Raw genomic sequence first — 14,378 nt, forward strand, 5'->3', positions numbered from 1 at the left:
CATGGCGCGTTCGCCGCTTCCGTCAGTCCCTTCGCGGTTGATCGACGTGGAGGTGGCCGACCGCGCGAAGCGTAAAGCCCCCGAGGCGTTGGTCGTCACGGAGGGTGCGGTGCCCGACGAGGTGCCCGTCGAACTCGCCTTCACGGGCAAGCAGGGCGACGTCCAGCTGCTTCCCGGTGCCGACGGACCCCGTTGGGTCGTCGGTGTGGGCAAGGGCGATCGACGGCACTTTCGGGCGGCGGGCGCGGCGTTCGTGCGGGCCGCGCACACCTATGCCGACGTGGAAGCCGACTCGGGTGGTCGGCCACCGCTGACCGTGCAGGTCCGCCTGCCCGAGTCGGCTCACGCCGGTGACCACGCGGCGTTCGCGACCGGCGCCGTTCTCGGTGGTTACCGCTACCGCATGACCGAGTCCGATGAACCGATCCGGGTGCGCACGCTGCGCCTGCTCGTGCCCGACGGCGCCGCGGTCGACGAGTACGCGTCCGAGGTAGAGAAGGCCTGCGAGCTCGCCAGTGCCACGGCCCTCGCCCGCGACGTGGCCAACACGCCGTCCAACGTGAAGTCGCCCGACTGGCTCGCGAGGACCGCGGAACGCGTCGCGGACGTCCCTGGGCTCTCCGTCACCGTGCGCGACGAGACCTGGCTGGAGAAGCGCCGGTTCGGGGGCATCCTGGCCGTCGGAGGCGGCTCGGCGAACCCTCCGAGGCTCGTCGAGCTGTCGTACCGGCCGCGCGGCGCGACCGCGCACGTGCTGCTCGTCGGCAAGGGCATCACGTTCGACACCGGCGGGTTGTCGCTGAAGCCGGCGGCGGGCATGCACCTCATGCGCACCGACATGTCCGGTGGCGGTGCCGTCATCGCCGCGATGCGCTCGATCGCCGCGTTGAAGCCCGGCGTGCGGGTCACCGGCCTCGTACCCGCGGCGGAGAACCACGTCTCCGGCTCGTCGTACCGGCCGGGCGACGTGGTCCGGCACTACGGCGGTCGCACCACGCAGGTCGAGAACACCGACGCCGAGGGCCGCATGGTGCTGGCCGACGCGCTCGCGTACGGGATCGAGACCCACCGGCCCGACGTGGTGATCGACGTCGCCACGCTCACCGGCGCCATGAAGGTGGCGCTGGGCCTGCGCACCGGCGGGTTGTTCGCCACCGAGGACACGCTCGCCGAACGACTCCGGGCGGCGGGTGACGAGGTCGGCGAGCAGTGGTGGCGCATGCCGCTGTCCGAGGAACACGCCGAGGCCGTCCGTGCCGACATCGCCGACGTCCGCCAGTGCCCGCCCGGCCCGGGCGGCATCACGGCGGCGTTGTTCCTGCGCGAGTTCACCGACGGTCTGCCGTGGGCGCACCTCGACATCGCGGGTCCCGCGCGGGCCGAGGGTGCCTACGACGAGGTGGTGGCCGGAGGCACCGGTTTCGGCGCGCGCACGCTCGTGGAGTTCGTGACGTCCTACGGGCGCTGAGCGCGGCGGCGGACGAACTCCTGGAAGCGCGCCACGGCGGGCGGCAGTGGGCGGCCCGAGGGCCACGCCAACCCGATCTCCCGGGTCACCCGCGGAGCGAGCGGTATCTCGACGACGCCCGACGGCGGATGCGGTTCGAACGCCGGGAGCAGGGCGACGCCGAGTCCCGCGGCGACGAGTCCCCGCACGGTGTCCGACTCCTGGCCCTCGAACGCCACCGTCGGGGTGAATCCGGCGGCGGCGCAGAGCTCGTCGGTGATCTGGCGCAGGCCGTAGCCGTGTTCGAGCATCACGAACACCTCGTCGGACAGGTCGCTCATCCGGACGCCCTGCCGGCGAGAGAGCGGGTGGTCGTCCGGTACGGCCACGAACAACTCCTGCTCGGTGAGCACCACCCATTCCAGCACCGCCTCCGTGGGCGGGGGAGCGACCAGGGCCAGGTCGAGGTCCCCCGAGACGAGGCGCTCGACGATGTCCTGCCGGGAGCCCTGGACGAGGCTGAACCGGGTGCGCGGGTGGTCGGCCCGGAAGTCGCGCAGCAGGCCGGGCACGAGCGACCGGCCGAGCAGGTGCAGGAAACCCAGCACGACGTGCCCGGACTCCGGGTCGATCTCCTCCCGGACCCGGCGCACACCGTGTTCGAGAGCGTCGAGGGCACGCTCGGCCGCGTCCGCGAGCAGGTGTCCGGCGCGGGTCAGGCGGATGCCTCGCCCGTCGGGAACGGTCAGCGGGGTGCCGGCGGTGGCGCTGAGGGCCGCGAGCCGGCGGCTGGCGGTCGGTTGGGGGATCCCGAGCTCGGCCGCCGCCTTCGTGAGGTTGCCGGTGCGCCGGAGCGCGCGCAGGAGTGTGGCCGCCGGCGCCAGCTCCTGGGTGAGTCGGCCGTCATACTCATCCATCACGGTATGAATCGTCACTCATTCTGATATTGGACGCATTGGTTAGCGCCGCTTACCGTTGGTGGACGTGATCGCCGGCGTGAGGGAGTCGACCGGACGGGCCGTAAGTGCCCGCCGGGTCACCGTGTCCGTGGCCGCGGCGGGCATCTGCGCCTTCTCGCTGCTCTACGCGCCGCAACCGCTGTTGCCGCAGCTGGCCGCCGAGTTCGGGCTCGATCCCGGTGCCGCGTCCCTCGCCGTGTCGGCGGGGACGGGCGGACTCGCCGCGGCCGTGCTGCCCATCGCGGTGCTCTCGGAGATCGTGGGCAAGCGACCGGTCATCGTCGCCTCCGTGCTGGCGTCGGCCGTGCTGGGCCTGCTCCTGCCGTTCGCGCCGTCGTACGAGGTGCTCCTCGTGCTGCGGGTCTTCCAGGGGATTGCGATCGCGGGCCTGCCCGGGGTCGCCGCGGCGTACCTCACCGAGCTGCTGGGGTCCGCGGGCGTGGCCGGTGCGGTCGGGGCCATGATCGCCGGCAACACGGTCGGCGGGATGCTCGGCCGGTTGGCGGCGGGCGGGGCCACCGAGTGGCTGGGCTGGCACGGGGCCCTCGCCGTCGTCGGCGGCCTCGCGCTGCTCTGCGCCGTGCTCGCCGTCGCCACGCTTCCCGGGATCGCGCGACCTCCTCGGGAGCGAGCCGAGCCGATCGGAGCTCGGCTGCGCACGGTGCTGGGGGGCTTCGCGCAGGGCCTGCGCAGGCCGGTCCTGTGGGCGCAGTACGGCGTGGCGCTGCTGGCGATGGGGTCGTTCGTGGCGTTGTACAACGCGGCGGGTTTCCGGCTCACCGGCGAGCCGCTCGGGCTGAGTCCGGCGATCGCGTCGCTGGTCTTCCTCTGCTACGCGATGGGCTCGGTGTCGTCGGCGACGGCCGGGAAGTTCGTCGCGAGGTTCGGCCGGATGCGCTGCCTGCTCGGTGGGCTCGCGTCGACGGCCGCGGGAGCGGGGCTGACGGTGGCGGACTCGCTCGCCGTGGTGATCGTCGGGTTCGTCGTCTTCACCGGCGGTTTCTTCGCCGCCCACGCCGTCGCCAACGCGTGGGCCGCGGCAGAGGCGCCTGGCCAGGCCCGTGCGTCGGCGTCCGGCCTGTACACGTTGTCGTATTACGTCGGAAGCAGTGTCGGCGGCACCGTGGGTGCGGTCGTCTTCGGGCGGTTCGGGTGGAGCTGGCTTGTCGCCACCGTCGCGGTGTGGCTGGCGTGCGCGGCGGTGGGCGTGCTCGTGCTCGCCCGCTCGCGCACGGCGTAGTTCACCACATCGGGTGTCGAACAGGTGTTCGATGTCGCGCTACGATGGCGGCATGGAACCGACTGGGGGACTGTCGTCAGTGCGTCGTGCTGGTGGTCATCGCGGCCACCAGCAGCCCGTTGCCCATCGGCAGCAGGGTCGGGATCAGCCGGGTGTCCTCGCGCACGGCGCGCGCCACGTCGCGCAGCGCCAGCAACTCCGGTTCCCGGCGAGTCGGGTCGGCGATGCGGCCCGCGGCCAGCACGTTGTGGAAGGCGATCACGCCTCCGGGGCGCAGCAGCTGCACACCCAGGTCGAAGTAACCCGGGTACTCCACGCGGGCGGCGTCGGCGAACACGAGGTCGTAGCCACCGGTGGTGAGTCGCGAGAGCACGTCCAGGGCTCGGCCCATGATCAGGCGCGTCCGCCCCGCCGGATAGCCGGCCTCCAGGAACGAGCGCCGCGCGCTGCGGTGGAACTCCGGCTCGATGTCGATCGACGTGAGCACGCCGTCGGGGGTCATCCCCCGTAGCAGATACAGGCCGCTCACGCCCGCCCCGGTGCCGATCTCGACCACGGCCTTGGCCTGGACCGACGCGGCAAGGAAGCTGAGCGTCGCGCCCGTGGCGCACGACACCGGTGGGCTGCCGAGCTGTTCCGCTCGAAGGCGCGCCCCGGCGAGCACGTCGTCCTCGGGGAGGTACGCCTCGATGAATTCGCCGAGATCAACCCAACCGGTGATGTGCGTCTCGGAGTTCACGCGCCAGAGGTTAGCGCGGAGCCCCCTGTCATCACGCCCAGTACAGGCACCTAAGGTGCCGTTCGTCTCCAACCGGGTGGGCCGAGGGGTGGGCTTTCGGTCGGGTTCCCGCCGTCCCGCGGCGCATCCGGGACGAGGGCGGGACGCGTGAACGTGTTGCGAGAGTCGCAGGTGAAGGGCACTTCGTCCCTGGTCGCGGCGGTAGAGCGGGTCGGCCAGCACGGTCGGGCGAGATTTCTCAGGATGCTCTCAGACGGACTTCACTACAACCACAGGAAACCGGGTAACACTGTGGGACCAAAGACGGGAACTCCCGTCGTACCCGCCACGTTGGGTGGAGTAGTGAAGGGGACGGGCCGATGGAGGTGCCTCAGCTGCCAAAGGACAGCACGCAGACCGCTCCGGTTCTGGTGGACGACGAGGTCACGTGGACACCGCCGACCTGGGACGAGGTCGTCCGGCAACACGCCGACCGGGTGTACCGGCTCGCGTACCGGCTGACCGGTAACGCCCACGACGCCGAGGACCTCACCCAGGAGACGTTCATCCGGGTGTTCCGGTCGCTCGCGTCGTACAAGCCCGGAACGTTCGAGGGCTGGCTGCACCGCATCACCACCAACTTGTTCCTGGACATGGCGCGACGTCGCGCGCGGGTTCGCATGGAGAACCTGCCGGAGGACACCGACCGCATCGTCGGCGACGGTCCGAGCCCGGAGCAGGTGTACTCCGACACCCACCTCGACCCTGATCTCCAGGCTGCGTTGGACGAGCTGCCGCCGGAGTTCCGGGCCGCCGTGGTCCTCTGCGACGTGGAAGGTTTGTCTTACGAGGAGATCGGTGCCACGCTCGGCGTTAAGCTCGGGACGGTTCGTAGCCGGATCCACCGAGGCCGGCAGGCTCTGAAGTCTTCCCTCGAGCGCCGACGTGCGCTCAAACAGGAGGCAACGGTATGACGGTTGGCAAGGGATGGGGGATGGCCGAGTCTCATCTTCTTCCCGACGCCGTGGTGGCGTTCGTGGACCAGGAGCTGTCGCTCGGCGCCCAGGAGCGCGCTGCCGCGCACCTGGCCCACTGTCCCAGGTGCTCCGCCGAGGTGGCCGCACAGCGCTCCGCCAGTGCTGCGGTCCGTCAGGCGAGCACGCCCACCATCTCGGCCGGTTTCCTCGCGAGCCTGCGAGAGATACCGCAGACCGTCGATCTCCCGAACACGCCCGACAACCTCGCCGTGGGCGCCGACGGTCAGGTGATGGCCGTTCAGCGCCCCGACCGAGTCGCGGGCCTGCGGGAGGGGCTTCCGCCGGGTGCGCTCGGCACGTCGGCACCGCTCGGAACGTCCCCCACGGTGCTCGGCAGTGGTCCGCGGCTGTTCGGTGGCCGGGGCAAGCGCGCGAGCCAGGGAGCCGGGGTCGTGGTCTCGGGACTGGTCCTCGGTGCGCTCGCGCTCGTGGCGACCACGGGCGGCGACGGCAGCTCCGTCGAGGCGGACACGGAGTCCACGGGCACACCGCGCACGGGCGTGCTGCCCGCCGCGAAGATGGGCACCCATCAGGACAGCCCTGCCACCGCGTACGTCACCACCGCGGGAGACACCACGGCGACGTCGTGGTCCTCCAGCGCGCCGACCTCGTCTCCCGTGCCTCCCGTGTCCTCCGTGTCTTCCACGCTTCCGACGAGCACCGTTCCCGCGTCGACGGAGAGCGCCGTCCCGACCACGTCGGTCGTCCAGGGCGCCGAGGCCGCGCCGACGGGTGCCCCACGCTGACTTCACCGGACCGCGGGCAGCATCCCTGTGGGAGGCTTGGCGTAGGGTCACACGCCGAGCGATCCGAGTGATCACCGCAGTCCAACCGGGGAAGAATGAGCGATCCAGCCACGCCGAAGCAGGAGGAGTCCGGGGAACATCGGCTCCGGCCGCGCCCGATCGCGCGCCCACCGGTGGACCCGGCGATGGCGGCGACGTTCGGCAGGCCGAAAGGCGTGGACGGTTCGTTCGACCTGCTGCACTCTCGGGACACGGAGGCTCGACCACAACCGGTCCTCGCTCCGCCGCCCCCGCCGTCGCTCGCGCAAGCGTTCGGCCGGCAGCCGGGCGACGAGGGCGTGGTCCTGCAGCGGCCCGGTGACGACAAAGCCGAGCCGTCGGACCACGCCGACGAGCCGCTGTGGACCTCCGACGCCGATCCCTGGCGCGATCCCGGTTCGCCCGCTGTGCTCGGCCAGCCCGCCCTCCGTGGCGCCGAACGCGTCGACGGCGACGTCGAGCGGCCGACCGGCCCACTGCTCAGCCTGCCCGAGCTCCTGTTCGGTCGACGGGTCAAGCCGACGGCGCTGGCGTTGCTGGGTGTCCTCGCGTTACTGGTCGGAACCGCCGGTGGCGCCGTGGGCTGGGGCCTCGCCGCGGCCGGGGACTCCCTGACCGGTGAGCTGAACATCGCCGAGGCCGAGGCCGCCAAGGAACGTCCCGCGGGATCCGTCGCCGCGATCGCGCAGAAGGTGTCTCCCGCGGTCGTCTCCATCGAGGTGGAGGCGGGCCAGTCCGGGGGCGTAGGGTCCGGCGTCGTCATCGACCACGAGGGCTACATCCTCACCAACCACCACGTCGTGTCGCAGGCCTCCCGCGCCGACGACGCGAAGCTCACGGTGGTCTTCACCGACGGGACCCGGCTCAAGGGGGCCATCGTCGGGTCGGACCCGAAGACCGACCTCGCCGTCCTCAAGGTGAACGTCCAGAACCCCGTGGTGATCGAGATCGGTGACTCCGACGCCCTCGCCGCCGGCGACCGGGTGATGGCCATCGGCTCGCCCTTCGGCCTCGAGAACACGGTGACCGAAGGCATCGTGAGTGCCCTGAACAGGCCTGTCACCGCGCCGGGCGAGAACGGGGACCCGCCGGTGACCTACGACGCCATCCAGACCGACGCGGCGATCAACCCGGGTAACTCGGGCGGGGCGCTGGTCGACTCCACCGGCGCACTCGTCGGCATCAACTCGATGATCCGCACCGCGGGCAGTGCGGGTGAGGGCGGCAGCATCGGCCTGGGCTTCGCCATCCCGATCAACCAGGCCATCGACATCAGCGACTCGCTCGTGCGCAACGGCAGCGTCAAGCACGCGTCGCTGGGCGTCAACGCCGCGTCCGTGTCGGCGAACACGTCGCAGGGAGCGCAGGTGCGCAACGTCGAGCCGAACGGTCCGGCCGCCAGGGCTGGGATCGCGGAAGGCGACGTCGTGGTGAAGGTCGGCGATCGGCGAGTGCGGAACGCGGCGGAGCTCACCGTGGCGGTGCGCGAGCACGAGATCGGCCAGTCGGTGCCGGTTCAGGTGGTACGGGAGGGACGTCAGCTCACCGTCGATGTAACCCTGGGTTCGGATTGACGGGGTAGGCTTTCACCGCATCGTGGTTCGAGGCGGAGGTTGGTCGCGTGTTCGACAACATTGGCTGGGGTGAAATCCTGGTGCTGATCGTCGCCGGCCTGTTCATCCTCGGGCCGGAGCGATTGCCGGAAGCCGCCGCGTGGCTCGGCCGAACCGTGCGGAAGGTCAGGGATTTCGCGACGGGCGCCCGACAGCAGCTGCGCGACGAGGTCGGTACCGACCTGGAGGAGTTCCGCAAGCCCATCGAGGACCTGCGGAACCTGCGCAACTTCGACCCGAAGCACGCCGTGCGCCAGCACCTCTTCGACGGCGACCCCGACCCGCTCGGGCTGAACAACATCAACGGCACCGGCTCCGCGACCGGCAACGGTGCGCCGCAGGGGACCACACCGCACCAGGTGGAGCCGCTCCGACCGGGGGAGAAGCCCCCGGTGGACCCGGACGCCACCTGACGCGGTCGCGGCACCAGGGGGCCGGTGGGCGTCAGCGGCCCGCCGGAGTGACGTTCAGCATCATCCCCGCCAGGCCCCTGGCCCGGACGGACAGCTTCTCGGCCGCGCTCGTGAGCACCTGGCTCGCCGTGGTGTCCGGCTCCGCCAGCACGAGCGGAGTTCCGGCGTCGCCCTGCTCACGCAGCTTCGGGTCGAGCGGCACCTGTCCCAGCAGCGGAACCTCGGCTCCCACGGACTTCGACAGCGAGTCCGCCACCGCCTGGCCTCCGCCCGAACCGAAGATCTCCATGCGGGAGCCGTCCGGTGCCTCGAACCAGGACATGTTCTCGATGACGCCCGCGACCCGCTGCCGCGTCTGCAACGCGATGGCGCCCGCGCGCTCGGCGACCTCGGCGGCCGCCTGCTGCGGTGTGGTGACGACGAGGATCTCGGCGTTGGGGATGAGCTGTGCGACCGAGATGGCGATGTCACCGGTGCCGGGCGGAAGGTCGAGCAGCAGGATGTCGAGGTCGCCCCAGAACACGTCGGCGAGGAACTGCTGCAGCGCTCGGTGGAGCATGGGGCCACGCCACACGACGGGGGTGTTGCCGGGCGTGAACATGCCGATGGAGATGACCTTCACGCCGTGAGCCTGCGGCGGCATGATCATCTTCTCGACCTTGGTGGGCTTGTCGCCCGCCCCGAGCATGCGGGGGATCGAGTGGCCGTAGATGTCGGCGTCCACCACGCCGACGGACAGGCCCTTGCGCGCCATGGCGGCGGCCAGGTTGACCGTGACGCTGGACTTCCCGACGCCGCCCTTGCCGGAGGCCACACAGTACACGCGGGTCAGCGAACCGGGCTGCGCGAACGGGATCACCGGCTCCTCGGCGTCACCGCGCAGCTTCTTGCGCAGCTCCGTGCGCTGCTCGTCGCTCATCACGTCGAGCTCCACCCGCACGTCCCGCACGCCCGGGAGCTTGGCGACGGCTTCCGTGGTGTCGCGCGTGATGGTGTCCTTGAGCGGACAGCCGGCCACGGTGAGGTAGACGGCGACCGTGACGAGCCCGTCGTCACCGACCGAGATGTCCTTGACCATCCCCAACTCGGTGATCGGCTTGCGGATCTCCGGGTCGTGGACGGCGTTCAGCGCCGTGCGCACGTCCTCGACGCTGGGGGTCTCCTGGGTGGTGGTCACTGCTGCGGCACCGACCTTCTCGTCGCTGATGAATGGCGTTGTTTCCCTCATGCTACGTGTCGGTAGTCGGAGTTCGGCGGCTACATCCCGCGCGATCCTCACGTCGACGGTAGGTCGGGGTAGCCTGGGTCACACGTCGACGGTGGTCGGGGCCGCGTCGTCGAGCACGCGGAACGTACGGACGGCGCGACCTCGCGGGAAGCGAGGCGACGGTCATGGCAACGGTGCTTCTTCTGTGCGTCGTCATCGGCTTGGCGCTGGTGATCCTGGCGGCGGCCTCGGTGCGCATCGTCCGGCAGTACGAACGCGGCCTGGTCTTCCGGTTCGGCCGGGTGGCCCGGCTGCCGAGGGAACCCGGACTCGCGCTGATCATTCCGGGCGTCGAACGCATGCACAAAGTCAACATGCAGGTCGTGACACTGCCGGTGCCCGCGCAGGACGGCATCACGCGGGACAACGTCACCGTGCGGGTCGACGCCGTCGTGTACTTCCGGGTGTTCGATCCCGTGCAGGCGATCGTCGGTGTGGAGAACTACCGCTTCGCGATGTTGCAGGTGGCGCAGGCGAGCCTGCGTCGCACGATCGGGGAGAGCAACCTCGACGACCTGCTGTCGCATCGGGAACGCCTCAACGAGGGGCTGGAGCTGATGATCGACAGCCCGGCGGCCAGCTGGGGGATTCACATCGATCGGGTGGAGATCAAGGACGTCGCGCTGCCGGAGTCGATGAAGCGGGCGATGTCGAGGCAGGCGGAGGCCGAACGCGAGCGCCGTGGTCGCGTGATCTCGGCGGAGGGGGAGCTGCAGGCCTCGGAGAAGCTCGCGCAGGCCGCGGCCACGATGGCGAACACGCCGGCGGCGCTACAGCTGCGCCTCCTGGAGACGGTCGTGGAGGTCGCGGCGGAGAAGAACTCGACCCTCGTGCTGCCTTTCCCCGTGGAGCTGTTGCGGTTCCTCGACGAGTCGGCGAAGCGGGACGCCACGACGCGCGCTGGGACCGGCGACGTCATGCCTCCTCGGCCTCGCGGCGTCGCGGGTTCCTGAGCGGGCGCGGGCGGTGTCCTGTTCACCCGGTTTCCCGGGTGTACGAAGCGTGAGATCATGGCACCACCCGCCCGGGTTGTCGGCGAGCGCAACAGAGCAGAGCACAGGTGATGATCGTGACCGGTCCCTTCTCTTCGGGTCCACAGGCGCAGAGGTCGCCGCGCCTTCCCACGCCGCCGTCCGGTTGGCCGATCGGCTCGTACTCCACGTACGAGGAGGCGCAGCGGGCCGTGGACTATCTCGCGGACAAGGAGTTCGAGGTCCAGGACGTCACCATCGTCGGGGTCGACCTCATGCTGGTGGAGCGGGTGCTCGGCAGGCTGTCGTGGGCGAAGGTGCTGGGTACGGGTGCGGCGTCGGGTGCGTGGTTCGGTGCGTTCATCGGTGTCCTGCTGAGTCTGTTCGACACGACGCAGGGTTTCTCGTTCCTTCCGTTGCTGGTCGGCCTCGTCGCCGGTGTGGTGTTCGGTGCGGCGTCCGCCGCGATGGGCTACGCGTTCACCCGGGGTCGGCGGGATTTCTCGTCGGCGAGTCAGCTCGTCGCGGGGCGTTACGACGTCCTCTGTCAGCCCCGAACGGCGGAAAAGGGTCGCGATCTGCTTGCGCGCCAGGCGATGGGTTCACACGGCTGAGGGAAAAAGGTCTTCTAACTAGCCACTATTAGTTACTGTCTGTACTTGCGCGCCGTTCTGGCCGGGCCTAGATTTATGGCACCGGTCACAGGCCGTTTTCTGACCCTGTGACATCGATGTCCGTGCACGCCGGTGTGGTGGGGTGGCTCCCTCCTCCGTGCGTGCGGTGGGGAGGAGATCCATGGCGAAGGTCGCTGCGCGGCGGCGACTCCGACGTTCACCCGGTCGTGTAGCGGCGCTACTCGGTGCCACCGCGGTGACCGGGTCGATGCTGACCGCGTGCGGGTCGAGCGACGGGATGCAGATCAACGTCTACTACGCCCCGGAAGACAACTTCCAGGCGGTCGTGGACGACTGCAACGAGCAGGCGGGCGGACGCTACGAGATCGTCTACAACAAACTGCCCCGCGACGCCGACGGTCAGCGCGAGCAGATGGTGCGCAGGCTCGCCGCGGGGGACACGTCGATGGACGTCCTGGGCCTCGACGTGACCTGGGTACCCGAGTTCGCCGAAGCCGGGTGGGTCGAGGAGTGGACGGGCGAGAACAAGGTCGAGGCCGAGCAGGACGTGCTCCCCGGCCCTCTCGAGACGGCGGAGTGGGACGGCAAGCTCTACGCCGCGCCGAAGAACACGAACGTGCAGTTGCTCTGGTACGACGACCGCATCACCCCCGAGCCTCCGCGCACGTGGGACGAGATGATCGAGATGTCCCGGAAGCTGCGTGACGAGGGCAAGCCGCACCAGATTCTCTTCACCGGAGCCCAGTACGAGGGTCTCGTCGTCGTCTACAACTCCCTCGCCGAGTCGGCGGGCGGGCGCATCCTGTCCGAGGACGGCGAGTCGGTGGTCATCGACGAGGGCGCCGTGCGTGGGCTGGAGATCCTGAAGGAGGTCAGCTCCACCGGGCTGACGGACCCGTCGCTGACCAACCAGCAGGAGGACGAGGTCCGTCTGGCGTTCCAGCAGGGACGCGGTGCCTTCCAGTTGAACTGGCCGTTCATCTACGCGTCGTACGCGGAGGAGAAGCCCGACGAGCTGCAGCACATCAAGTGGGCGCCGTACCCGGGTGTGGGTGAGCCGGGCACCGGGCGCAGCACCATCGGTGGCTACAACCTCGCGGTGAACTCGTCGTCCGAGCACAAGCCGGAGGCGTTCGAGGCGGCGCTGTGCCTGCGCAGCCCCGAGCACCAGAAGTTCTCGGCGCTCAAGGACGGCGTGCCGCCCACGGTCGAGTCGGTCTACAACGATCCGACGCCGCTGGACCCGGGCAAGCCCGCCGACGCGGACGCGAACCCGACCATGGCGCAGAAGTACCCGATGAAGGACACGATCCGCGACCAGCTGAAGAACGCGGCGGTGCGTCCGTTGACCCCGGCGTACCAGAACCTGTCCATCGTGATGGCGAAGATCCTGTCGCCGCCGTCGGCGATCGACCCGCAGGCCACCGCGGAGCGGTTGAGCGACCAGCTCGACGAGGCGCTCAGCTCGAAGGGCGTGATCCCATGAGTGACACGGCTGCAGTTCCCGCGACCGAGGCCGGTGCCGCGACCAGGGCCGACACGGGCGGGAAGCGGGGCAAGGCCCCGATGAGCGAGGGCAAGCGGGCCGAGCGCAAGCTCGCGCTGCTGCTGGTGGCTCCGGCCGCGCTCGTGATGCTGGCCGTCACGGGCTACCCGATCATCTACTCGGTGTGGTTGTCGCTGCAGCGCTACGACCTGCGGTTCCCGGCCGAGCGCGAGTTCGTCTGGTTCGACAACTACGCCGCCGTGCTCACCAACTCGTACTGGTGGACGGCGTTCGGCGTCACGATGCTGATCACCGTCGTGTCGGTGGCCGTCGAGTTCGTGCTCGGCATGGCGTTGGCCCTGGTGATGCACCGGACGCTGGTGGGCCGAGGGCTGGTCCGCACGGTCACCCTGATCCCGTACGGGATCGTCACGGTCGTCGCGGCGTTCTCGTGGTTCTACGCCTGGACGCCCGGCACGGGCTATCTCGCGAACGCGCTCGCGCCCGACGGGGCGCCCCTGACGGAACAGTGGACGTCGCTGGGCATCATCATCCTCGCCGAGGTGTGGAAGACGACGCCGTTCATGGCGCTGCTGCTCATGGCGGGTCTGGCGCTCGTGCCGGACGACCTGTTGAAGGCCGCGTCGATGGACGGGGCCGGCCCGTGGCAGCGGTTCACGAAGGTGATGCTGCCGGTGATGAAGCCGGCGATCCTCGTGGCGTTGCTGTTCCGCACCCTCGACGCGTTCCGGGTGTTCGACAACATCTTCGTGCTGACGAACGGCGCCAACGACACCTCCTCGGTGTCGATGCAGACCTACAACAACCTGATGAAGGGGTTGAACCTCGGTATCGGTTCGACGATGGCCGTGCTGATCTTCATCGCGGTGGCGATCATCGCGTTCGTCTTCGTCAAGGTGTTCGGTACGGCGGCACCGGGCAGTGACCAGGAGGGGAAGCGCTGATGGCCATCAACACGGTCACCACTGCCCGCAAGGCGCGGTGGGCGCTGATCGACATCATCGTCGTGGTGTACGCGCTGGTGCCGGTCCTGTGGATCGTCTCCCTGTCGTTCAAGACGAAGGAGACGCTCGCGGACGGCAACTTCATCCCGCGCGCGTGGACGCTCGACAACTACCGCGAGATCTTCGCGACCGACGAGTTCATCCGGCCGCTGATCAACTCGATCGGTATCGCGATCATCGCGACGGTCATCGCGGTGGTGTTCGGCATGATGGCGGCGTACGCGGTGGCGAGGCTCGACTTCCCCGGCAAGAAGCTCCTGATCGGGGTCTCGCTGCTCATCGCGATGTTCCCGCAGATCTCCCTGGTGACACCGCTGTTCAACATCGAGCGGGAGCTCGGGTTGTTCGACACGTGGCCGGGGCTGATCCTGCCGTACATCACCTTCGCGCTGCCGTTGGCGATCTACACGTTGTCGGCGTTCTTCCGGGAGATCCCCTGGGAGCTCGAGAAGGCGGCGAAGATGGACGGAGCCACCCCGGGGCAGGCGTTCCGCAAGGTGATCGCGCCGCTGGCCGCCCCCGGTGTGTTCACCTCCGCGATCCTGGTGTTCATCTTCTGCTGGAACGACTTTCTGTTCGCCATCTCGCTGACGTCCACGGAGGCGTCGCGGACGGTGCCCGCCGCGTTGTCGTTCTTCACGGGCGCCTCGCAGTTCGAGGACCCGACGGGGACCATCTCGGCGGCAGCGGTGGTGATCACCGTTCCGATCATTCTGTTCGTGTTGTTCTTCCAGCGACGCATCGTCGCGGGGCTGACCTCCGGTGCGGTGAAGGGTTAGGCA

Annotated in this window: 14 protein-coding genes; 11 read left to right on the plus strand and 3 right to left on the minus strand. The window is 69.7% G+C overall.

What is annotated here, in order from left to right; translation table 11 throughout:
• The first annotated feature begins 1 nt into the window (after window position 1).
• Window positions 2–1,468, plus strand: coding sequence for a leucyl aminopeptidase family protein (locus SACAZDRAFT_RS16770; RefSeq protein WP_005443667.1), 1,467 nt, complete (start codon window positions 2–4; stop codon window positions 1,466–1,468).
• Here the strand turns inward: SACAZDRAFT_RS16770 and SACAZDRAFT_RS16775 are convergent.
• The gene (locus tag SACAZDRAFT_RS16775) at window positions 1,456–2,364 is read right to left on the minus strand and encodes a LysR family transcriptional regulator (protein ID WP_005443669.1); all 909 of its coding nucleotides are present in this window, start codon (window positions 2,362–2,364) and stop codon (window positions 1,456–1,458) included. The genes SACAZDRAFT_RS16770 and SACAZDRAFT_RS16775 overlap by 13 nt on opposite strands.
• Window positions 2,365–2,431: 67 nt before the next feature.
• On the opposite strand from SACAZDRAFT_RS16775, the gene SACAZDRAFT_RS16780 reads away from it, so the two are divergent.
• Window positions 2,432–3,646, plus strand: a complete 1,215-nt coding sequence (locus SACAZDRAFT_RS16780) for an MFS transporter (RefSeq protein WP_232286289.1) — start codon at window positions 2,432–2,434, stop codon at window positions 3,644–3,646.
• A gap of 76 nt (window positions 3,647–3,722) precedes the next feature.
• On the opposite strand, the gene SACAZDRAFT_RS16785 is transcribed toward SACAZDRAFT_RS16780, so the two are convergent.
• Window positions 3,723–4,385 (minus strand): O-methyltransferase, encoded by a 663-nt coding sequence (locus SACAZDRAFT_RS16785; RefSeq protein ID WP_005443673.1) that lies wholly within the window; start codon window positions 4,383–4,385, stop codon window positions 3,723–3,725.
• Window positions 4,386–4,744: 359 nt separating this feature from the next.
• Here SACAZDRAFT_RS16785 and sigE point away from each other — a divergent pair, with 359 nt between their 5' ends.
• The 4 genes from sigE (at window position 4,745) to tatB (ending at window position 8,212) form a co-directional block, all read left to right on the plus strand.
• On the plus strand, window positions 4,745–5,338 hold the full coding sequence (sigE, locus tag SACAZDRAFT_RS16790; RefSeq protein ID WP_005443675.1) for an RNA polymerase sigma factor SigE: 594 nt from the start codon (window positions 4,745–4,747) through the stop codon (window positions 5,336–5,338).
• Window positions 5,335–6,147 carry an anti-sigma factor family protein gene (locus SACAZDRAFT_RS16795; protein WP_005443677.1) on the plus strand — a complete coding sequence of 271 codons (813 nt, stop codon included), beginning with the start codon at window positions 5,335–5,337 and terminating at the stop codon, window positions 6,145–6,147. The genes sigE and SACAZDRAFT_RS16795 overlap by 4 nt, the downstream gene beginning before the upstream one ends.
• Before the next feature lie 95 nt (window positions 6,148–6,242).
• Window positions 6,243–7,760: a S1C family serine protease gene (locus tag SACAZDRAFT_RS16800; protein WP_198283874.1), complete on the plus strand. Its 1,518-nt coding sequence runs from the start codon at window positions 6,243–6,245 to the stop codon at window positions 7,758–7,760.
• 47 nt (window positions 7,761–7,807) lie between these two features.
• Window positions 7,808–8,212 carry a Sec-independent protein translocase protein TatB gene (gene tatB, locus SACAZDRAFT_RS16805; protein ID WP_005443681.1) on the plus strand — a complete coding sequence of 135 codons (405 nt, stop codon included), beginning with the start codon at window positions 7,808–7,810 and terminating at the stop codon, window positions 8,210–8,212.
• 31 nt (window positions 8,213–8,243) lie between these two features.
• On the opposite strand, the gene SACAZDRAFT_RS16810 is transcribed toward tatB, so the two are convergent.
• Window positions 8,244–9,389 carry an Mrp/NBP35 family ATP-binding protein gene (locus tag SACAZDRAFT_RS16810; RefSeq protein WP_005451104.1) on the minus strand — a complete coding sequence of 382 codons (1,146 nt, stop codon included), beginning with the start codon at window positions 9,387–9,389 and terminating at the stop codon, window positions 8,244–8,246.
• Window positions 9,390–9,604: 215 nt separating this feature from the next.
• Between SACAZDRAFT_RS16810 and SACAZDRAFT_RS16815 the strand changes: the two genes are divergently transcribed.
• The 5 genes from SACAZDRAFT_RS16815 to SACAZDRAFT_RS16835 all read left to right on the plus strand — a co-directional run bounded on the left by SACAZDRAFT_RS16815 (window position 9,605) and on the right by SACAZDRAFT_RS16835 (window position 14,375).
• Window positions 9,605–10,432 carry a slipin family protein gene (locus SACAZDRAFT_RS16815; RefSeq protein WP_005443684.1) on the plus strand — a complete coding sequence of 276 codons (828 nt, stop codon included), beginning with the start codon at window positions 9,605–9,607 and terminating at the stop codon, window positions 10,430–10,432.
• Window positions 10,433–10,542: 110 nt separating this feature from the next.
• Window positions 10,543–11,064 carry a general stress protein gene (locus tag SACAZDRAFT_RS16820; RefSeq protein ID WP_005443686.1) on the plus strand — a complete coding sequence of 174 codons (522 nt, stop codon included), beginning with the start codon at window positions 10,543–10,545 and terminating at the stop codon, window positions 11,062–11,064.
• Window positions 11,065–11,245: 181 nt separating this feature from the next.
• Window positions 11,246–12,571 carry an ABC transporter substrate-binding protein gene (locus tag SACAZDRAFT_RS16825; RefSeq protein WP_005443687.1) on the plus strand — a complete coding sequence of 442 codons (1,326 nt, stop codon included), beginning with the start codon at window positions 11,246–11,248 and terminating at the stop codon, window positions 12,569–12,571.
• Window positions 12,568–13,536, plus strand: a complete 969-nt coding sequence (locus SACAZDRAFT_RS16830) for a carbohydrate ABC transporter permease (RefSeq protein WP_005443688.1) — start codon at window positions 12,568–12,570, stop codon at window positions 13,534–13,536. Before SACAZDRAFT_RS16825 ends, SACAZDRAFT_RS16830 begins: the two co-directional genes overlap by 4 nt.
• Complete coding sequence (locus SACAZDRAFT_RS16835) at window positions 13,536–14,375, plus strand: carbohydrate ABC transporter permease (protein WP_005443689.1); 840 nt, start codon at window positions 13,536–13,538, stop codon at window positions 14,373–14,375. Before SACAZDRAFT_RS16830 ends, SACAZDRAFT_RS16835 begins: the two co-directional genes overlap by 1 nt.
• Window positions 14,376–14,378 lie beyond the last annotated feature (3 nt).

This window comes from Saccharomonospora azurea NA-128 (assembly GCF_000231055.2).
In the GTDB taxonomy this organism is placed as follows: Bacteria; Actinomycetota; Actinomycetes; order Mycobacteriales; family Pseudonocardiaceae; genus Saccharomonospora; species Saccharomonospora azurea.